At 64.0% G+C, this 19,571-nt stretch carries 17 protein-coding genes; 8 read left to right on the top strand and 9 right to left on the bottom strand.

Features of this window, described 5'->3' with window-relative positions; genetic code table 11:
• Nucleotides 1-5: 5 nt before the first annotated feature.
• From DEHOM01_RS06855 to DEHOM01_RS06845, 3 genes are all read right to left on the bottom strand, one after another.
• Nucleotides 6-704, bottom strand: coding sequence for a response regulator transcription factor (locus DEHOM01_RS06855; protein WP_061212091.1), 699 nt, complete (start codon nt 702-704; stop codon nt 6-8).
• 72 nt (nt 705-776) lie between these two features.
• The gene (locus DEHOM01_RS06850; protein WP_061212090.1) at nt 777-1,886 is read right to left on the bottom strand and encodes an adenylate/guanylate cyclase domain-containing protein; all 1,110 of its coding nucleotides are present in this window, start codon (nt 1,884-1,886) and stop codon (nt 777-779) included.
• Nucleotides 1,887-1,929: 43 nt separating this feature from the next.
• Nucleotides 1,930-2,706, bottom strand: a complete 777-nt coding sequence (locus DEHOM01_RS06845) for a biotin--[acetyl-CoA-carboxylase] ligase (RefSeq protein WP_061212089.1) — start codon at nt 2,704-2,706, stop codon at nt 1,930-1,932.
• A 93-nt stretch (nt 2,707-2,799) separates the two neighbouring features.
• On the opposite strand from DEHOM01_RS06845, the gene DEHOM01_RS06840 reads away from it, so the two are divergent.
• The 7 genes from DEHOM01_RS06840 (at nt 2,800) to DEHOM01_RS06810 (ending at nt 11,566) form a co-directional block, all read left to right on the top strand.
• Nucleotides 2,800-4,386, top strand: a complete 1,587-nt coding sequence (locus DEHOM01_RS06840; protein ID WP_061212088.1) for an acyl-CoA carboxylase subunit beta — start codon at nt 2,800-2,802, stop codon at nt 4,384-4,386.
• Nucleotides 4,383-4,676 (top strand): acyl-CoA carboxylase epsilon subunit, encoded by a 294-nt coding sequence (locus tag DEHOM01_RS06835; protein ID WP_061212087.1) that lies wholly within the window; start codon nt 4,383-4,385, stop codon nt 4,674-4,676. Before DEHOM01_RS06840 ends, DEHOM01_RS06835 begins: the two co-directional genes overlap by 4 nt.
• Before the next feature lie 22 nt (nt 4,677-4,698).
• Nucleotides 4,699-6,399 carry a DUF885 domain-containing protein gene (locus DEHOM01_RS06830; RefSeq protein WP_061212086.1) on the top strand — a complete coding sequence of 567 codons (1,701 nt, stop codon included), beginning with the start codon at nt 4,699-4,701 and terminating at the stop codon, nt 6,397-6,399.
• Nucleotides 6,396-7,115, top strand: coding sequence for a Maf family protein (locus tag DEHOM01_RS06825; RefSeq protein WP_082738773.1), 720 nt, complete (start codon nt 6,396-6,398; stop codon nt 7,113-7,115). The genes DEHOM01_RS06830 and DEHOM01_RS06825 overlap by 4 nt, the downstream gene beginning before the upstream one ends.
• Before the next feature lie 75 nt (nt 7,116-7,190).
• Nucleotides 7,191-8,966 carry an acetyl/propionyl/methylcrotonyl-CoA carboxylase subunit alpha gene (locus tag DEHOM01_RS06820; protein WP_061212085.1) on the top strand — a complete coding sequence of 592 codons (1,776 nt, stop codon included), beginning with the start codon at nt 7,191-7,193 and terminating at the stop codon, nt 8,964-8,966.
• 27 nt (nt 8,967-8,993) lie between these two features.
• A complete protein-coding gene (locus DEHOM01_RS06815; RefSeq protein ID WP_061212084.1) occupies nt 8,994-9,830 on the top strand; it encodes a purine-nucleoside phosphorylase in 837 nt (278 codons plus the stop codon).
• A complete protein-coding gene (locus DEHOM01_RS06810) occupies nt 9,827-11,566 on the top strand; it encodes a phospho-sugar mutase (protein WP_061212083.1) in 1,740 nt (579 codons plus the stop codon). The genes DEHOM01_RS06815 and DEHOM01_RS06810 overlap by 4 nt, the downstream gene beginning before the upstream one ends.
• A gap of 3 nt (nt 11,567-11,569) precedes the next feature.
• On the opposite strand, the gene deoC is transcribed toward DEHOM01_RS06810, so the two are convergent.
• The gene (deoC, locus tag DEHOM01_RS06805) at nt 11,570-12,250 is read right to left on the bottom strand and encodes a deoxyribose-phosphate aldolase (RefSeq protein WP_061212148.1); all 681 of its coding nucleotides are present in this window, start codon (nt 12,248-12,250) and stop codon (nt 11,570-11,572) included.
• Between the two features lie 64 nt (nt 12,251-12,314).
• On the opposite strand from deoC, the gene DEHOM01_RS06800 reads away from it, so the two are divergent.
• The gene (locus DEHOM01_RS06800) at nt 12,315-13,445 is read left to right on the top strand and encodes an NUDIX domain-containing protein (RefSeq protein WP_245630676.1); all 1,131 of its coding nucleotides are present in this window, start codon (nt 12,315-12,317) and stop codon (nt 13,443-13,445) included.
• 31 nt (nt 13,446-13,476) lie between these two features.
• On the opposite strand, the gene DEHOM01_RS06795 is transcribed toward DEHOM01_RS06800, so the two are convergent.
• From DEHOM01_RS06795 to DEHOM01_RS06775, 5 genes are read right to left on the bottom strand one after another with little or no spacing between them, the layout of a single operon-like run.
• Nucleotides 13,477-14,763 carry a thymidine phosphorylase gene (locus DEHOM01_RS06795; protein WP_061212081.1) on the bottom strand — a complete coding sequence of 429 codons (1,287 nt, stop codon included), beginning with the start codon at nt 14,761-14,763 and terminating at the stop codon, nt 13,477-13,479.
• A gap of 38 nt (nt 14,764-14,801) precedes the next feature.
• Nucleotides 14,802-15,203 (bottom strand): cytidine deaminase, encoded by a 402-nt coding sequence (locus DEHOM01_RS06790; protein ID WP_016665048.1) that lies wholly within the window; start codon nt 15,201-15,203, stop codon nt 14,802-14,804.
• Nucleotides 15,204-15,214: 11 nt separating this feature from the next.
• Nucleotides 15,215-16,564 (bottom strand): ABC transporter permease, encoded by a 1,350-nt coding sequence (locus DEHOM01_RS06785; protein ID WP_061212080.1) that lies wholly within the window; start codon nt 16,562-16,564, stop codon nt 15,215-15,217.
• 1 nt (nt 16,565) lies between these two features.
• Complete coding sequence (locus tag DEHOM01_RS06780; protein WP_061212079.1) at nt 16,566-17,894, bottom strand: ABC transporter permease; 1,329 nt, start codon at nt 17,892-17,894, stop codon at nt 16,566-16,568.
• Nucleotides 17,891-19,465, bottom strand: a complete 1,575-nt coding sequence (locus DEHOM01_RS06775) for an ABC transporter ATP-binding protein (protein WP_061212078.1) — start codon at nt 19,463-19,465, stop codon at nt 17,891-17,893. The genes DEHOM01_RS06780 and DEHOM01_RS06775 overlap by 4 nt, the downstream gene beginning before the upstream one ends.
• Between the last annotated feature and the right edge of the window lie 106 nt (nt 19,466-19,571).

Below are 19,571 nucleotides of genomic sequence, written 5' to 3'. Positions count from 1 at the left end.
GCGCCTTAGTGGGCGTCGGTGTCTTCGAAGCGGAAACCCACGCCGCGAATGGTGGTGATGCGCTTGGGACTTGTCGCGTCGTCGCCAAGTTTGCGGCGCAGCCACGAAATGTGCATGTCGAGCGTTTTCGTGGAGCCCCACCACTCGGCGCCCCACACCTCCCGCATGAGATCGTCGCGAGTGACGACGCTTCCTGCTTCGCGCATGAGCACCGCGAGAAGATCGAACTCTTTAGCGCTGAGGGAGAGCTCCTCGCCGTCGACGTACACGCGGCGCGCGGATGGATCGAGGCTCACCCCGTTGATGTCGTACACGTTCGAGCTCGTGTCTTCTGCGACCTGGGTCCGCCGAAGGAGGGCTCGGATACGGGCTTGGAGCTCACCGAGACGGAAGGGCTTAGTCACGTAATCGTCGGCGCCAGCGTCGAGCCCCACAACCGCGTCGACCTCGTCGGCTCGCGCGGTGAGAATGAGAACGGGGGCCTCGAGGCCACCTTTGCGAAGCCTCCTGCATACTTCGAGGCCGTCGATGTCGGGTAGGCCCAGATCGAGAATCACGAAGTCGATGTGGTCCTCGCTCGCGACGATGGTCAGGGCGTCAATTCCTCTTGACGCTCTCACAACGGAGTAGCCTTCGCGGTCGAGGGCTCGCGAGAGGGGCTCTGCGATCGCCGAATCGTCTTCAACAAGAAGTAGTCGTGTCACGAAGTCATCCTTACCCGAGTGCGTGTGTCCCCGCTGTGAGAAGCGCAGACCTTCAAGCGACTCCCTACTCTCTCACGAGTGACGCTCGATGAGCGAGGCCGCAGCCCGTTCGACCCTCACAATGGCGGTCTCGCCGATCCCGTGAAGCTCCTCCGTCCATTCGGCTACGCGCGTAAATCCGCCCGGGAAGGCGCGGTCGACCAGATCCGCCGTCTCGCCGTCGATCACGACCGCACCCGGTTCGGCGATACCTTCGAGCCTCGCCGCGAGATTCACTTTGGGGCCGAACACATCCCCGTAGCGGGAAAACATGTTTCCCCACGCAAGGCCCACGCGCACGTTGGGCAGCGACGGCTGACGCTTAATGTTTTCCGAAATCGACAGCGCGATTCTGACGCCGTCCTCCGGGGTATCGGCGAGGAACATTACTTCGTCGCCCACCGTCTTGACGACGCGCCCGCCGCCGTCAGAAATGACATCGCGTGTGAGGTTCTCAAAATCCCTGATGACCCCGGCAAGCTCGATGCCATCGATCGACTGAGCGAGGCGCGTGAACTGGACGAGGTCCGCGAAGCCAACGGCGCGCGGGAGCGGGAGAGAATCGTCGTCCCATTCACTCGTCGAGGTCCGCAGAATCTCCGCACCGGCACGCGCGGTGTAGGCCGACATTTGCCGGCGGAACACGTGGATCGCTTGGTGTTCGAAGATTTCGACGAACTGCGGAACGCTCTCGAGCATGCGCATACGCGCTTCGGTGTCGCTCATGCCGTGGCGTTGCTTGGCATCGTCCACGAGTGCTTCGGTAAGCCACATCGCGAGGCGTCCCATATGAAAGCCGAGCCCGCGAACAATCGTGACAAATGCGTCGTCGCTCAAGGTGCCGTCGTTGACGAGAGCGGCGAGGTCGGCGATCGCTTCGGCATCGTCTTCGGTGAAGACGGTCGTGTCGAAGGCGACGTTGGAAAACCCGAGTCCGCGCCAATAGTCGGTACTGAGTTGCCGGTCGACGTTGAAGTCTTCTTCGAGATCCCGCCTGGAGTATTCGCGTTCGCCGTCGAGGAGGGAGCGCTCGAGTGCACCAATGGCGCCACGCACGCGCGCAAAGCGTTCGTTGAGCTCATTCGGCACGGCGTCGCCTGCGACGGGCGCGCTGGGCTCCTCACGATCGTGGACGGTACTCATCGGGTCCTTTCGTTCTGTCCTCGAATCCCGCATCTCCTGGTGCTCACACTTGCTTCGGCCGCGCCAGATGGACGTCGGCGGCATCGAGAGCGTGGTGACCTCGATCGGCATTGTGGACGAGCAGCCTGCCCACTGGATCGATCCCGAGCGCCCTCGCGCTGTAGGTGGCACCCGCCGGTGTCGTCACAACAACCGACGACCCCACAGTGAGGCAGTTCACAGCATACCGCCTCTGCAGGTGTCTGAAGTCCTCTCCGCCGTGATCGACAAGTGCGAAAATGCGCGCGATGTTTCGCGCGAGCACGGCGCCAAACTCGCAGCGCCCATCCGCATCGGCGAGAACTCCACCGTACAAAGCATCCATGCTCGCAAGCGTCTGCGCCTTCTCCAACCCCTCGCGCCCCCGTTCAATCTCCCCCACGAGATTGACGCCAACTCCCGCGAGGAGACGCCCACGGTCAAGCCGAACGAGAATCCCCGCGATCTTCTCGCCTGAGAGCGAGAGAATGTCGTTTGGCCACTTCACAAGGGGTAATGCAGCCCCGGGGGCTACTTCAGCGCAGGCATCGAGAACGGCGAGGGCCACGGCGAGCGGGTACCAGCCTCGGCGCTCGGGTCCCGGCAGCGGCCACGCGAGCGTGAGCGCGAGGGATTCTCCCGGCCGGTTCTGCCAGCGCCGCCCTTGCCGCCCATGCCCGGCGCGCTGATCGAGAGTCAAGAGAGCGAACGGCGCTTCGAGCGCGTCGTAAGGCGGCTCGGTGAGAATGTCGAGGGTCGAGGTGCAGGAGTCCACATAGTCGATACGCAAATGCTCACTCACGGCCTTTCACTCCCTCTTCGCTGCCTCGCTTTTCCACTATGGCGTACACTCACGAGAGCAATTGTGCCAGGCCACGACGGAGCAGGAGTGGGAGTGAACGAGACCCCGAGGCGGTCCACGACCGCCGAGAGACTTGACGAACTTCGGTCCCGCGAGAATGCGGCCGTCACGGAGGCGGGGGCCGCAGCGATCAAGAAGCAGCACGCGCGCGGCAAGAAAACCGCCCGCGAGCGCATCGAGGAACTCCTCGATGCGGGATCGTTTGTCGAGACCGATCGCTTCGTGCGCCACCAAAGCCACAATTTTGGGCTCGAGAATAAACGTATCGATGGCGATGGAATCGTCACGGGGTACGGGACGATCGATGGCCGCCAGGTGTGCGTGTACTCGCAGGATTTCACTGTTCTCGGTGGCTCACTCGGCGAGGCACACGGCAAGAAGATCCAGAAGATTCAAGACCTCGCACTGTCCACCGGGGTTCCGATTATCGGGATCCTCGACGGCGGTGGCGCGCGCATCCAGGAAGGCGTTGCGTCACTCGCGGCCTTCGCGGGAATTTTCCGGCGGAACACGCGTGCTTCGGGCGTTATCCCCCAGATCTCTCTGATCATGGGGCCCGCGGCTGGCGGCGCCGTGTACTCACCTGCGCTCACGGACATCATCGTGATGGTGGAGAAGTCCTCGCACATGTTCATTACGGGTCCCGACGTCATCAAGACCGTCACTGGCGAGAGCGTGGGCTTTGAGGAACTTGGCGGGGCTCGCACGCACTCGAGCACGTCCGGAGTCGCGCATTACATGGCGAGCGATGAGTCAGACGCACTCGATTACGTACGAGACCTTCTCTCGTATCTTCCGGCGAACACACTTACTGAGGCCCCCGTCTATCCCGACGAATCGGATCTCGAACCGAGAGCGGAAGACCGCGCGCTCGATCGCCTCGTCCCCGATTCCCCGAATCAGCCCTACGACATGCTCAGCGTGGTCGAGGCGGTCCTCGACGACGAGTTCCTCGAGATCCACGGGAATTTCGCGAAAAACGTCATCGTGGGTTTCGGGCGAGTCGAAGGGCACAGCGTCGGCATCGTCGCGAATCAGCCTTCGCAGCTCGCAGGCACGCTCGATATCGATGCGAGCGAGAAAGCCGCACGCTTCGTTCGACTATGCGATTCCTTCAACATTCCGGTGCTGACTTTCGTGGATGTGCCGGGTTTTCTCCCGGGAACGGGCCAGGAGTATGGCGGCATTATTCGCCGCGGCGCGAAGCTTCTGTACGCGTATGCTGAGGCGACCGTCCCGCTCATTACCGTCATCACCCGCAAGGCGTACGGCGGCGCGTACATCGTGATGGGCTCGAAGGAGCTTGGTGCGGATATCAATCTCGCGTGGCCAACCGCTCAAATCGCGGTCATGGGTGCACAGGGAGCGGTCAATATCCTTCACCGAAAGGAACTCAAAGCAGCCGGCGAAGCAGGCGAGGACGCCGAGGCGCTTCGCGCACAGTTCCAAACCGAGTACGAAGAGACCTTCGCGAATCCCTATGTGGCCGCTGAGCGGGGCCTTCTCGACGGCGTGATTCAGCCTCACGAGACTCGCGAGGCGATTACGCGGGCGCTCAGGGCACTGCGGACCAAGCGTGACGCCCTGCCCACAAAGAAACACGGGAACATTCCGCTGTGAGCGCTCACGAGCAGCTGAGCCCTCCTTCATTCGCCGGAAGCGACGGAGCAGAGCCTCGCCCAAGCGTCGAACTTGTCTCGGGCCGCCTTGCCGAGGAAGAAATCGCCGCCATTTCAGTGGCGGTCGCGGCGATGAGCGCGATTTCGCGAGAAGAGGCACACCAGCGTGAAATCGCAGAGCGCGCAGGAGGCTCATCCTCGGCATGGAATTCTCCCGTGCGCACCCACAGATCGGCTCACTCCCTCCGCGCGAGCGCAGGCCAAAGCTCCTGGATTTTCTCCCAGCGCTGACTCACGCGACTACAGTGGTGCCATGACAACGAAGCGCACCCCTAGCCCTACCGATCACGTCGCGAATGATTTTGTTGAGCGCTCGATCGCTTTGAGCCCCATGACCGCCACGAGCCTCGGCGTTCCCGGCCAGGATCACCTCATGGACGACTTGTCCCCAGAAGGTCTTGAAAAGGGCGCTTCACTGACGCGCGAGACGCTCGCCGCCCTTGACGGCGTTGAGCGTGAGCATCCTGGCGACGATGTCGATCACGTAACGCGCGCAGCCATGCGCGAGCGCCTCGGCCTCGAGCTCGAGCATCACGACGCGCTCCTCACGCATGCGACCGTGAACAACATCGCCTCCCCCGTTCAAGGGATCCGCAGCATTTTTGACATGATGCCGAACGAAAGCGCCGAGGATTGGGACACGATCAGCGAGCGCCTCGCACGCGTGCCGGCGGCCGTCGAGGGCTACGCCGAATCGCTCCGATACGCCGCGTCGAAGGGGGTTCTCGCGGCAAAGCGCCAGCAGCTCATCGGCGCGGAACAGTCACGCTCCTTCACGAAGGCCGACGGTTTCTTCCCCTCCCTCGTCGCCAAGTCCGGCCTTGAGGGCTCGGCCCGCGCGAAGCTTGAACAGAACGTGAACCTCGCGTGCGAGGCCTATACGAAACTCGCAGAGGTGTTTGAGGAACTTGCGGACAACGCTCCCGAGAAGGACGCCGTCGGCCGCGAGGCCTACCAGCTCGGTTCGCGCACGTTCCTCGGCGAAGAGATCGACGTCGAGGAGGCATACGAGTTCGGTGTTGAGGAACTCACGCGCCTGATCGACGAACAGAAGCAGGTAGCCTCGCGCCTGAATGCGCATTACGGCAATGGCGGCGGCGATTCTATCGATGCCGCGATGGCCTCCCTCAATGCCGATGAGTCGCTCGTTCTTCACGGCACCGACAACCTCAAGGCGTGGATGCAGGAGCTTTCCGACGCGGCGATTCGTGATCTTGCCGGGACGCACTTTGATATTCCGGAGGAGCTCACGCGCCTGGAATGCATGATCGCTGAAACGGGCGCGGGCGGCATCTACTACACCGGCCCGAGCGAGGACTTCTCGCGCCCCGGTCGCATGTGGTGGGATACCCCCGCCGGAGTTGACACGTTCCGCACGTGGAGTGAAACCACAACCGTGTACCACGAGGGCGTGCCCGGGCATCACCTCCAGGTGGGCACGCAGCAGCTTCAAGCGGAGCGTCTGAACCGCTGGCGCGCGTCGTTCATGTGGGTGTCGGGCCACGGCGAAGGCTGGGCGCTGTACGCAGAGCGGCTCATGGAGGAGCTCGGCTATCTCACAACCGATGGAGAAAAGCTCGGCATGCTCATGGAGCAGCGCATGCGCGCCGGCCGCGTCGTCCTCGATATCGGTCTTCACAACGAACTTCCCGTTCCTGAACAGTTTGGTGGCGGGCAGTGGACCTACGAGCGCGGTTGGGAGTTCGTCCGCGAGCACTGGCGCATGGAAGAGCCGATTCAGCGCTTCGAGTATCACCGCTATCTCGGTTGGGCCGGCCAGGCCCCGAGCTACAAGCTCGGCCAGCGAGTCTGGGAGCAGTTGCGCGACGAGGCTCTCGCGCGCGGCACGTCTCTTCGCGACTTCCATCGCGAAGCGCTCGAGCTCGGCAGCCTGCCGCTTTCGGTGCTGCGCTCCGCTCTTTCGGCTCCCCACGGCAGCGGGGTCGGTGCATGAACAGCGGGCTCCCCGGGGTGGGCGAAGGGGCCGACGGCAGCCCTGCAACCGTCGGAACCCCACTTCACGAACCGCTCCTGCTCTTGGCCTCCCAATCTGCCGGCCGTAAGGCCGTGCTGACGCGTGCGGGGATCGAGTTCACGACCCTGCCCGCGGATGTGGACGAGGAGGCTGTTCTCGCCGCGGCGCTCAAGTCCTCGGGCGAGATGGCCTTCGAGGATCAAGTGTTGACACTCGCCAGAGCGAAGGCCGAAGCGTCGTGCGCGGCGAGCGAGGGTGGCTATGTCGTTCTCGGGGGCGATTCGATGCTCGAGATCGATGGCACCCTCGTAGGCAAGCCCCGCACGGCAGATGCCGCACGCGAGAGGTGGCGGGAGATGCGAGGAAAGAGGGCGCGACTTCATTCGGGGCACTGGCTCATCGATGATCGCGACCCGCTCGATGGCGGAACCGGGGCGACGTTCGGCAATACGGCATCGACAGATGTCTATTTTGCCGAGCTTTCCGATGCCGAGATCGACGCGTACGTGTCGACGGCCGAACCGCTTTGGGTTGCGGGCGCCTTCACGATCGACGGGTACGGCGGCCCCTTCATTGAACGCATCGAGGGCGATCACCACGCGGTCATCGGTCTGTCGCTTCCGCTTCTTCGCCGGATGCTCGCGGAGATTTCTCTCCCGATCACTGACCTTTGGCGTCCCACGCCCACGCCGTAAAGCTCTTTCGTCTACGGGCGGTATATGCTCGGAAGGTTGCTGAGCACTTCGCCCGACACCTGAAAAGGATCCCGAATGCCTAAGCCCGCGCTCCATCGACCGTTCCGCACGGTTCTCATTGCCAATCGTGGTGAGATCGCCGTACGCATTGCCCGTGCCTGCCGCGACGCCGGGCTGCGATCGATCGCCGTGTATTCCGACTCGGATCGCGACGCTCTGCACACGCGCGTCGCGGACGAGGCCTACGCCCTCGGCGGAGCGAGCGCCGCGCAGAGCTATCTCGTGATCGACAAGCTTCTCGACATCGCGCAGCGAAGCGGCGCTGAAGCAATCCACCCGGGCTACGGGTTTCTGTCGGAGCGTGCGGACTTCGCGCAAGCCGTGATTGACGCTGGCCTCGTGTGGATCGGCCCCAGTCCCGAGGCCATCGAGAAGCTCGGCGACAAGGTCTCCGCACGCCATATTGCCCAGGCGGCAGGAGCGCCGCTCGTTGCGGGCACCAAGGATCCCGTCAAAGATTCGGGCGAAGTGGTCGCCTTTGCCAAGGAGCACGGCCTCCCAATCGCCATCAAGGCGGCATTCGGCGGGGGCGGGCGCGGTTTGAAAGTCGCGCGTGAGCTCAGTGAGGTGCGCGAGCTCTTCGACTCCGCGACTCGCGAGGCAATCGCATCGTTCGGCCGTGGAGAATGCTTTGTTGAGCGCTACCTCGACGCACCGCGCCACGTGGAAACGCAGTGCCTCGCCGATAGCCACGGCAACGTCCAGGTCGTCTCTACCAGGGACTGCTCGCTCCAACGACGCCACCAGAAACTCGTCGAGGAGGCGCCTGCACCATTTTTGAGCGACGAGCAACACGCGCGCCTTGTCGAATCGTCCAAAGCGATTTTGAAGGAAGCCCACTACGTGGGGGCGGGCACGTGCGAGTTTCTCGTGGGTCAGGACGGCACCATCTCGTTCCTCGAAGTCAACACGCGCCTCCAGGTCGAGCATCCCGTGACCGAAGAGGTCACGGGAGTCGACCTTGTGCGCGAACAGTTCCGCATCGCCGCGGGCGAGGAAATCTCCCCCGTGGATCCTCAGACTCGCGGACACTCCTTTGAGTTCCGCATCAACGGCGAAGACGCGGGGCGAGGATTCCTCCCCGCCCCCGGGCCCGTCAAGCTTTTCGAACCGCCCCTCGGCCCGGGCGTGCGCGTCGACTCGGGTGTACGCACGGGTGACTCGATTTCCGGCTACTTCGACTCCATGCTCGCGAAGCTCATCGTGACCGGTGCGACCCGCGAGGAGGCGCTCGAGCGCTCACGTCGTGCCCTCGCTGAGTTCCGCATCGACGGCATTCCCACCGTCATGCCCTTCCACCGACTCGTCGTCGACGATCCAGCATTCGCGCCGAGCGATCCGGATACTCCCTTCGCCGTGCACACGCGCTGGATTGAGACGGAATTCTCGGGTGACATCACCCCCTCCGCTCTCCCGAACGCCACGGACGACGTCGAGGATCGCGAGGACGTCATCGTCGAGATCGACGGGCGCAAGGTCGAGATCTCGCTTCCCGCGTCTCTGCGCGCGCCTCGTGCAGCCACTCCCCAGCGCCGCAAGCGTCGCACGAGCAGCGCCCGGAGTACCTCGGCCGGCGGCCATGCGGTGAGCGCACCCATGCAGGGAACCATCGTCAAGATCGCCGTCGAGGAGGGGCAAACCGTCGCCGACGGTGACCTCATCCTCGTCCTTGAGGCGATGAAAATGGAGCAGCCGATCCTTGCGCACCGGAGCGGAATTGTGACGAACCTCGACGCGGAGATCGGCGCCACGGTTTCCGCGGGTGCGCAACTCTGCTCGATCGAAGATTAGGAGGTCCCGCGCGGGTAGGCTTGTCGCATGACTGACAATGCACACACGACACCCGACCCGTACCTCCTCGCCAAGGACGCGGCAAACGCCCTGCGCGAAGCCTCCGGCATCGAGCGAATTGACATTGCCGTGACGCTCGGATCCGGCTGGTCCGGGGCAGCCGAGCTTCTCGGCACCGAACTGTTCAGCACTCCCGCCGACGCGATCCCCGGTTTCCAGAAGCCCTCGGTCGAAGGCCACGTCGGAACCCTCCGGATTTATGAGATTCCCGGCGGGCCCCGCGTGCTCGTCCTCGGTGCCCGCACCCACTATTACGAGGGCCATGGCGTAGGCGCCACGGTCCATGGCGTGCGCACCGCTGCCGAATTTGGCGCGACGACGCTCGTGCTGACCAACGGCTGCGGCGGCCTGAACGAACAGTGGAAGCCGGGTAGTCCCGTACTCATCACCGATCACATCAACTTCACGGGTGACAGCCCGATCACGGGTGCGACCTTCGTCGACCAAACCGACATCTACACACCGCGCCTGCGCGAGATCGCGAAGTCAATCGATCCGAGCCTCGACGAAGGCATCTACATGCAATTTCGCGGACCGTTCTACGAGTCCCCCGCGGAGGTCCAAATGGCGCGCGTTCTCGGTGCGAGCCTCGTGGGCATGTCGACCGTGCTCGAGGCCATGGCTGCGCGCGAAGCGGGCCTCGACGTGCTCGGCTTCTCGCTCGTGACAAACCTTGCCGCGGGAATCTCCCCGACGTCGCTCAACCACGAAGAAGTCATTGAGGCAGGGCGCGCTGCGGCTCCGCGCCTCGCGAAGCTTTTGTCCAGCACCATCCACGCCATCGCAGAGGAGAGCAACCGATGAACGCTCTCGAGCCAAACCTTGCATCCCGCGCGCGTGCATGGATGGAGGATGACCCGGACCAGAGCTCGCGCGAGGAACTCCAGCACCGCATTGCCGCTGCTGAGGAGGGCAACGAGGCCGAACTCGCCGAACTCGAAGGAGCCTTCGCCGGAGCTCTCCAGTTCGGCACCGCCGGTCTTCGAGGTGCGATGGGCCCCGGCCCGAACCGCATGAATGTTGCGGTCGTGTCGCGCGCCGCGGCAGGCATCGGCGCTTACCTCAGCGATGTCGTTGGGAAGGCACGCATCGTGATTGGCTACGACGCGCGCTACAACTCACGCACGTTTGCCGAAACGAGCGCCGCTATCCTCACCGCTGCCGGCCACGAGGTCATCCTGATGCCCCACCACTGGCCAACTCCCGTGCTCGCGCACGCCGTGCGTGCGAAGAGTGCAGATTGCGGCATCATGGTGACGGCTTCCCACAACCCCGCACGGGACAACGGCTACAAGGTCTACCTGGGTGGCCGCGCCGCGAGTGAAGACGGCAACGGCGTGCAGATCGTCCCGCCGGCCGACGCGGATATCGCCGCGAAGATCGCCTCCGTGGTTGCGGTGCGCGACATTCCCCTGGCCGAAAGCGGGTGGGAGACGATGCCCGAATCCTTCGTCGACGAGTACGTCGAGGCTATCCTCCCGATTATTGAGCGAAGCGACGCGACCGATACGAATGCGGCGCGAGCCGCACGTGCGAACCTGCGTATCGTCCACACGGCCATGCACGGCGTCGGTAGCGCGACGATGCTCTCCGCCTTCGAGAGCGCTGGCTTCACGGATGTCCACAGCGTGAAGGAACAGCAAGGGCCAGATCCCGACTTCCCGACCGTCCCCTTCCCGAACCCGGAGGAAAAGGGCGCGATCGATCTCGCGGCAAAACTCGCCGAACAGGTCGAGGCCGATCTGGTCATTGCGAACGATCCTGACGCGGATCGCTGTGCCGCCGCCATTTATGACCCGCGCCGCGAGGCGTGGCGCATGCTGCACGGCGATGAGCTGGGACTGCTTCTCGCGACCTACATTGCTGACCACCGCGAGGTCGAGGGGACATTTGCGAACTCGATCGTGAGTTCACGCTCCCTCGGGGCGCTCGCGAAAGCTCGCGGATACGCGAGCACCCAGACCCTCACGGGCTTCAAATGGATCGCCCGCGCACACAACATCGCGTTCGGGTACGAAGAAGCTATCGGCTACTGCGTGCTCCCCGATGTCGTCAAGGATAAGGACGGCATGTCTGCGGCTCTCGCGATCGCCGAGCTCGCCGCCCTCACGAAAGCACACGGCGCGAGCCTAGTCGATCTCCTTGACGACCTTGCGCGCGAGTGCGGGCTCTACCTCACCTCGCAGCTCTCGATCCGGGTGAGCAACCTCGACCGCATCGGCGAGATGATGACCACCCTGCGCACGACTCCCCCGAGCGCTCTCGCGAACTCGCCTGTGGTCGACGTCCGCGATCTCGCCGAGGGGTCGCTCGAGACCACGGGCCTACCGCCCACAAACGGCATGTTCCTGCTCGCCGAGGACGACTCGCGTGTGATCGTGCGCCCGTCGGGAACCGAGCCGAAGCTCAAGGCCTACCTCGAGGTCGTCAGCCCCATCGCGACAGACGCGGGCTTTAACGACCTCTCGGCCGCACGTGAACGCGCGGCCGAGAAGCTCGAACTCATGAAGAAGGAGCTCAGCGAACTCCTTGGCGCCTAGAGCCTAGGAACGCGCCTCTAGCTCACCGAGGATCGCCGCGGAACCGGACAGGCCAAGCCTGTTCGCGCCCGCGGCGATCATTTCTTCCGCGGCTTCGAGCGTGCGGATGCCACCCGAGGCCTTCACGCCGAAGTTTTCCCCCACGGTCTCGCGCATGAGCGCGACGGCGTGGGCGCTCGCACCGCCGGCGGGATGGAAGCCCGTGGAGGTCTTCACGAAATCGGCGCCCGCGCGCTTAGCCGCCTCGCATGAGGCAACAATCTGTTCATCGGTGAGCGCTGCGGACTCGATGATGACCTTGAGAATGACGGGCTTCGGCGCGGCTTCGCGCACGGCGCGAATTTCCTGCTCAGTGAAGTCGCTGTCGCCCGCGATCGCGCGGCCAACGTTGATCACCATGTCGATTTCTTCGGCCCCCTTCTTGACCGAATCGGCGGCCTCGTAGGCCTTCACTTCGGGCGCTACCTGCCCCGAAGGGAAACCGCACACGGTCGCGACGTGGACGCTCGTCTCGATCGGGAGCATCGATGGCGACACGCAAATCGAGTAGGTGCCAAGCTTCTCAGCCTCGCGCGCGAGAGCCGCGGCATCGGCAGGAGTCGACTCGGGCTTGAGGAGCGTGTGGTCGATCATCGCGGCCAGCTCGTCGTAGGACACGGTGGTGTTGTCGTTGTGATTTGTCATGCGTTCATTCTCCCACGCGCCAACCGGGGCTCTCTCAAAGCCGATGCGCATAGGATGAGGTTCCGTGAGTCATCCCCTAATTTCCCAAAGCCCCGCCTCGATGCATCGCCCACGCTCCGGCGCGCCCGCGCGCCGCATCGTCCTTCTCTCCGGCCCTTCGGGAAGCGGCAAGGGGCGCCTTGCGGAGCATTCGGGCTTGCCCGTGCTCAATCTCGATGACTTCTACCGCGACGGCGATGAAGAAGGTCTCCCTTCCGCCTTTGGGATCGTGGACTGGGACGATCCGGCATCGTGGCGCGCAGGCGACGCCCTCGCAGCTATCGAAACACTATGCTACGAGGGAGCGGTCGAGGTTCCCACGTATTCGATTTCGCAGTCCAGGCGCACGGGCACCCGCATCTTCAGTGCGGAGGAATCTCCACTTGTCATTGCCGAAGGCATTTTCGCGGCCGAACTCGTCACTTCCCTCGCCGAGCGCGGGCTTCTCGCGGATGCGATCGTCCTCGACCGTCCCGCCGCCCTCGTTTTCGGTTTGCGCTTCGTGCGCGACGTTCGCCAGGCACGCAAGCCGATCCCCACTCTCGTTCGCCGCGGTCTCGCACTCGCCCGTTCCCAGGGCCGAGACGTCGACGCATGGGCGGGGGCCGGGATGCGCCGCCTCGCACTCAGGCCGGCCCTCGCCCGCCTAGGCGGGCTTGAGTGCCTGTGGGAGGCCGACGCTCGCTCAGCAACCGTCGAACCCGCGCGCTCGCGCGAGACACCGCCCACAATCACGGTGTCTGCCGTATGCTTCTACGGCAAGTCCCAAGGCGAGTGGCAGGTCCTCGGCGTCCGCAAGCGCGGGACAGAGAAGTTCATGCAACCGGGAGGAAAACCCGAAGCGGGCGAAACCCCACTCGACTGCGCGGTGCGGGAGATTCACGAGGAGCTCAATCTCCGCCTCGATCCGGAAAAGCTCACGCACCTTGGGCATTTTCAAACCGCCGCTGCGAACGAAGCCGGTACGCTCCTCATCTCCGATGTCTTCCTCGCGCCCGAAGTTGCGAGCCCCGAGGAGTTCACCGCGCACGCAGAGATCGAAGAAGTGCGGTGGTTTCCGATCCACCCCCAGCCGGGCGAGGCGAACCTCCTTGCCCCGCTGTTTCGCGATGAGGTGCTTCCGCGCTTACGCGCGAAACTCAACGCCGCACACTGAGCAACGAAGGGGGCAGGGCCCCATTCGCTCTTTAGGCGATCCGGTCGAGCACGAGTGATCCACGCTCGAAACTCTCGACGTCCTCGATGCACCACGCGCCTTCGATCGCTTCGAGGGAGCGCGCAAAACGATCCTCGGTATCGGTGAGGAGCGTCGCGAGAACTTCGCCCTTCCTGACGCGATCGCAAACGGTCTTGTTGAGACGCACGCCCGCGCCGAACTGGACGGCTTCGCCGGGCCGCGAACGGCCAGCACCGAGACGCCAACCGGCAACGCCGACCTTCATGGCATCGAGGCCAGTCACGCAGCCGTCGGACTGCGCGATGACCTCGTGACTGTGCTTCGCGACGGGGAGTGCGGCCTCCGGGTCGCCGCCCTGAGCGCGAATCATGGTCTTCCACGTGTCCATCGCGCGGCCATCCTTGAGCGCGGCGTCGACGTCAACGTCCGTGACGCCCGCTGCGGCAAGCATTTCGGTCGCGAGGGCAACGGTGAGTTCAACGACGTCGGCCGGGCCACCGCCGGCGAGAACCTCGACGCTTTCCTCGACCTCGATCGCGTTGCCGACCGCGCGCCCGAGCGGGACGGACATGTCGGTCAGGAGCGCGACGGTATTGACGCCCGCATCGGAACCGAGATCGACCATCGTGCGGGCGAGCTCCCGCGCCATCGACTCGTCTTCCATGAACGCGCCCGAGCCGGTCTTCACGTCAAGCACGAGGGAGGCGGTTCCCTCGGCGATCTTCTTACTCATGATCGAGCTCGCGATGAGCGGAATGCAGTTCACGGTCCCCGTCACATCACGCAGCGCATAGAGCTTCTTATCGGCCGGGGCAAGACCGCTTCCCGCCGCGCACACGACCGCACCAACGGTCTCGAGCTGGCGCATCATTTCATCGTTCGTGAGGTTTGCGCGCCAACCGGGGATCGACTCGAGTTTGTCGAGTGTACCTCCCGTGTGGCCGAGACCGCGGCCGCTGAGCTGCGGAACAGCCACCCCGAAGGAGGCGACAAGCGGAGCGAGCGGAAGGGTGATCTTATCCCCCACGCCACCCGTGGAGTGCTTATCGGTCGTCGTCTTCGACAGTGCGTCGAAGCTCATTCGCTCGCCCGAAGCGATCATGGCCTTCGTCCACAGTGCAATCTCCTCGCGGTTCATTCCGTTGAGGAAGATCGCCATCGCGAGCGCGCTCATCTGTTCTTCGGCGATCACACCACGCGTGTATGCGTCGATCGTCCAGGCGATTTGCTCGGGCGTGAGCTCGCGCTTGTCTCGCTTGGCGTGGATGACATCAACCGCATCAAATGCTTCAGCCATGGGGTGTCCTTTCGACTGTGTCAATTGAGAAAACGCGCCTACGCCTCGGGCGCGGCAGCATCGAGATCGGCGGGGCCGAACGATTGGGGAAGCATCTCGTCGAGGCTCGCCTCCCCTTTCGGCGTCAGGATCGTGAAGTCACTCGCCGCGTGTTCGGCGAGAAGTTGCCGGCAGCGGCCGCACGGCATGATGACCTCGCCGAGCCGGTTGACGCACACGAACGCACGGATCTTCCCGCCACCGCTCGCCATGAGCTCTGAGATCATGCCGCATTCGGCGCAGAGCGTCACACCATAACCGGCGTTCTCGACATTGCACCCGCGTACGATGCGTCCGTCGTCCACGAGCCCCGCGGCCCCCACAGGGTAGTGCGAATACGGGACGTAGGCGCGGGCGGCGACCGCGCGCGCTGCCTCAAGCAAAGGTTCGAAGTCGGTCATCGCCGAGGCTCCTACTGCTTGATGTACGGCTCGCCATCGGCGGCCGGAACGCGCACGCGTCCCACGAAGCCCGCAACGGCGAATAGGGTCACAACGTACGGCAGCATCGCGAGGAACTCCGAGGGCACGGTGGCCTTGTGAAGGTCCGGCGGAAGAGAACTCGAGAGAATGCCGAGGTTCTGTTGGAGGGCAGTCGCGAACGCGAAGAAGAGCGCCGCACACATTGCTCCAACGGGGTGGTAGCGGCCGAGGATCATGGCGGCGAGAGCGATATAGCCCTTGCCCGCGCTCATTTCCTTCGCGAACGCCACGTTCGTGCCAATGGTGAGGGTCGCGCCGCCGAGGCCGGCGACGGCCGAGCCCAGGAGAACATTGCTCCAGCGCGTGCGCGCAACGTTAATGCCCACGGTGTCGGCGGCGAGGGGGTGCTCGCCAACGGCACGTACGCGAAGACCCCAGCGGGTCCAGAAAAGCGCGGTCGTGAGGATGGCAACGATGACCCACATGAGGTACACGAGAATGTTCTGGTCAAAGAGCGCGGGTCCGATCACGGGGATATCGGCGAGAACGGGAACGCGGAGGTTCGGCAGCCGCATGGGGGTGTTGAAGTGTTCCGGATCCTGCTTCATGAGCGTTCCAAACAGGAAGCCCGTGAGGCCGATCGCGAGCACATTCAGCACCACACCGACGATAATTTGCTGCACGTGGTAGCCGACCGCAAAGAGCGCGAGCAGTGCACCGATCAGGAGCGCGACGATCGGCGCGGCGATCATGCCGATCCACGGGCTGCCCGTCATCGAGCCTACGAGCGCGGCGCCGAAAGCGCCGAGTAGCAGCTGGCCCTCGATCGCGATGTTGACGACGCCCGCGCGCTCCGACAGCACGCCCGAAAGCGCACCGAACACGAGCGGAACCGCGAGGGCAAGAGTCGCCTGGAGGAGGTAGCCGAGGTCAAGTGCCTGACCCGCGACCGCCCACACGAGGAAGTCAAAGGCCCACACAATACCGAAGAGGACCTGCAGGAGCGCTTTTGTACCGCGCGGCCACGCGATGTTTTTCGCCTGAACAATCCACGCAAGGACCGCGAGAGCGACGAGAATGAGGCCCAGCACGAGCGAGGTTGCTTGTGCGGGCAACGCAATTCTCTGGGGCACTCCCATGTCGGTAAACATTGACTCGCGGGCGATAGCGAATGTCGAGTCGTGCCCGGGGACCGCCCCGAGCCAAAACCCTGCGAGGGCCACGAGCGCAAAGACGCTCAGGGCAACGGGCATGTGCCACCAGTTCGGGAGGCGCCCCTTGACGGTGTCGAGAACGACGACGTCGTCCGTGGGAAGGGCGCGGGGATCCTGAACGCTCATCTCATGCCTCCTTTGAAGCGTCGGCGGAGTCGGCTGCGGGGGCGTTTACCCGGTGGCTGCCGGCTGCGGCGGGGGTTGCGGTTCCGACGGTTGCCGTGGAGGCGTCGGATTCCTCCGTCGCGGGGGCGGCACTACCCGCCGGTGTGTCGTCGTCCTTTTTGTCTCGCGCGAGGAACGAGAGACCGGTGAGGGTCCTCACGAGCGGTGGCGCGGCGATGAAGAGCACGACGAGTGCCTGGACGATGCTCACGAGGTCGATCGGGACTCCCTGGTTCGACTCCATGAACCGGCCACCAACGCCGAGGGCCGCGAAGAGAAGACCCGCAAGGAGGATCCCGATGGGGCCCGAGCGGCCGAGGAGCGCAACCGTGATCGCGTCGAAGCCGACGTTGCCGGCGATTCCGCTCGTGAGGCGGTGCTCGGTGCCGAGCAAGTGAACGGAGCCGGCCAGACCCACGAGTGCGCCGGCGACGACCATGACGAGGAAGCTCGTCGTGCCGACCTTGATGCCCGCGACCTGCGCGGCGCGGGGGTTTTCACCGACGGTCCGGAACTTGAAGCCGAGCGAGCTGCGCGTGAGCAGCCACCACATGAACACGCCCGCGAGGAGCATGATGAAGATACCGGCGTGCAGACGGTAACCGGAGAGGAGAACGGGAAGCTGTGCATTCACGGCGACGTTCGGCGAGATGGGCTGCGACGAGTTCGCTGCGGTGAAGGCCTTCGTCGTCAGGAGGAAGCCGAGAAGCGAGACCGCGATCCAGTTGAGCATGATGGTCGAGATGACCTCGTTCGCCTCGAATCGAGCTTTGAGGAAGCCCGCAATGCCGCCCCACACCGCACCTGCGAGTGCACCGACCGCAAGCGCGACAATGAGGTGGACGACAGGCGGAAGGAACGTCCACGTGAAGCCGACGTATCCGGCCATTGCAGCACCGATGAGGAGCTGACCGGTGCCGCCGATGTTGAACATGCCCGCCCTGAAACCCACGGCCATGCCGTAGGCGGCGATGATCAGCGGGGTCGCGACTGTCAGTGTCTCGAACAGAGGGCGCCACATGAGGGCGGTCGTTCGCGCGTTGTAGTCGAAGATAGCGCCGCGGAACATCGCCTCGTACGCCCCGGCGATCGCTGCCCACGAGGCCCCAAAGAAATCGCTCGGGCGCGCGAAGACATAGCCGAAGGACTCACGTACATCTTCATTGGCGATCAAGATGAGAACGCTACCGATGATCGCGGCAATGATGAACGCACCGATGACGACCGAAACTTCGCTGCGGCCAATCCGCTGGGCGAGGGTGCGACTCGACGCGGTGTTTTTCTCGCTCACGAGAGCTCTCCTTCCTCGGTCAGGGCGCTCTCACTCAGCGTTCCCGTTCCGTTAGCGACGGCCTCGCGAGCCGCCTCGGCGGTGTACCCGGCCATCATGAGGCCCAGCACTTCGCGGCTTTCGTCTCCAGGCACAATCCCGAGGATCTCACCGCGGTACATCACTGCGATGCGGTCGGCAAGCTGGCACACCTCGTCGAGTTCGGTCGAGACGATGATGACCGGGGTTCCCTTGTCTCGTTCGAGAACGATGCGTTTGTGAAGGAACTCGATCGAGCCGACGTCGACGCCGCGTGTGGGCTGAGAGGCGATAAAGAGCGAAAGGTCTCGCGAAAGCGCGCGGCTCATGACGACCTTCTGCTGGTTGCCACCCGAGAGGGAGCCAACGGGAAGGTCAATTCCGGCCGTACGAATGTCGAACTCCTTGACCTGGCTTTCAGCGTGCGTGCGGATCGTGCCCGGGTGAAGGGAGATTACCGAGCCGAAAGGCCTGCGGTCGTGTTGGTCGAGAACAAGATTTTCAGCGACCGAGAACGACTTCATGAGGGCGTCCTCGGTGCGGTCCTCGGGAACAAATCCGACGCCTTCGTCCAGGATCCGTTTCGTGCTGAGGCCCACGAGATCAGTGCCGTTCAGGACGGCGTGACCGCTCACGTTCTCCTGAAGGCTGAGGAGGGCTTCGGTGAGTTCCGTCTGGCCATTGCCCTGAACACCGGCGACGCCAAGGATCTCTCCCTCGTGGACGTCAAAACTCACGGAGTTCAAAAGCTTGAGTCCCTGCGAATCCGTGACCGTGAGGTCCTCAACTCTGAGGGCCGCCTTGCCGTCCTTCGGCTCAGACTTCGCAAAGTCAAGGGCCACCGGACGGCCCACCATCAAGTTTGCAAGTTCGGTTTGCGGCGCGCTTGGATCGGCTGCGCCCACAACCTTGCCGCGTCGAATGACCGTGATGCGATCCGCGACCGCCTTAACCTCGCGCAGTTTGTGGGTGATGAACACGATCGATGTGCCCTCATCCTTCAACTGCCGCATGATCTGCATGAGCTCATCGGTTTCCTGCGGCGTGAGCACCGCCGTGGGCTCGTCGAGAACAAGAACCTCGGCGCGGCGCGAAAGCGCCTTGATGATCTCGACTCGCTGCTGCGCACCGACGGGGAGATCTTCGACCTTTGCGTCCGGGTCGATGTCGAAGCCGAAACGCTTGGAGATTTCGCGCACCTTCGCGCGTGCTTGGTCGAGGTCGAGGAAGGCGCCCTTCGTAGGCTCGTGGCCGAGCGCCACGTTTTCCGCAACGGTGAAGACCGGGATGAGCATGAAGTGCTGGTGCACCATGCCGATACCGGCGGTCATAGCATCTCCGGGGCCCGCGAAATGCACGGGCTGATCATCGATAAGAATTTGGCCGCCGTCGGGCTGATAGAGCCCGTACAGAACGTTCATGAGGGTGGACTTACCCGCGCCGTTTTCGCCGAGGAGCGAATGAATTTCGCCCTCATTGATGACCAGGTCAATGTGGTCATTGGCTACGAGCGAGCCGAACACCTTCGTGATGCCTCGCAGTTCGAGTTTCACGAGCGCTGCCTTCCGTGAGTCACACGGACCCCGCGGGCCCGAGGGGGTGTGGATTCGAGTATAGGGGGATGGGCGTGCTGGCGGCCCCCTCCCGCGGGAGGGGGCC

Source organism: Dermabacter hominis NBRC 106157, from assembly GCF_001570785.1.
Lineage (GTDB): Bacteria > Actinomycetota > Actinomycetes > Actinomycetales > Dermabacteraceae > Dermabacter > Dermabacter hominis.
The sequence above is the reverse complement of the archived record's forward strand: the minus strand, read 5'-3'. Positions and strand labels throughout refer to the sequence as shown.

What these genes read in the sequence shown, in the direction of transcription:
- DEHOM01_RS06850 (WP_061212090.1), bottom strand. Translation starts at nt 1,886, where the DNA reads ATGAGTACCGTCCACGATCGTGAGGAGCCCAGCGCGCCCGTCGCAGGC.
- DEHOM01_RS06830 (WP_061212086.1), top strand. Translation starts at nt 4,699, where the DNA reads ATGACAACGAAGCGCACCCCTAGCCCTACCGATCACGTCGCGAATGAT.
- DEHOM01_RS06825 (WP_082738773.1), top strand. Translation starts at nt 6,396, where the DNA reads ATGAACAGCGGGCTCCCCGGGGTGGGCGAAGGGGCCGACGGCAGCCCT.
- DEHOM01_RS06820 (WP_061212085.1), top strand. Translation starts at nt 7,191, where the DNA reads ATGCCTAAGCCCGCGCTCCATCGACCGTTCCGCACGGTTCTCATTGCC.
- DEHOM01_RS06815 (WP_061212084.1), top strand. Translation starts at nt 8,994, where the DNA reads ATGACTGACAATGCACACACGACACCCGACCCGTACCTCCTCGCCAAG.
- DEHOM01_RS06810 (WP_061212083.1), top strand. Translation starts at nt 9,827, where the DNA reads ATGAACGCTCTCGAGCCAAACCTTGCATCCCGCGCGCGTGCATGGATG.
- deoC (WP_061212148.1), bottom strand. Translation starts at nt 12,250, where the DNA reads ATGACAAATCACAACGACAACACCACCGTGTCCTACGACGAGCTGGCC.
- DEHOM01_RS06795 (WP_061212081.1), bottom strand. Translation starts at nt 14,763, where the DNA reads ATGGCTGAAGCATTTGATGCGGTTGATGTCATCCACGCCAAGCGAGAC.
- DEHOM01_RS06790 (WP_016665048.1), bottom strand. Translation starts at nt 15,203, where the DNA reads ATGACCGACTTCGAACCTTTGCTTGAGGCAGCGCGCGCGGTCGCCGCC.
- DEHOM01_RS06785 (WP_061212080.1), bottom strand. Translation starts at nt 16,564, where the DNA reads ATGAGCGTTCAGGATCCCCGCGCCCTTCCCACGGACGACGTCGTCGTT.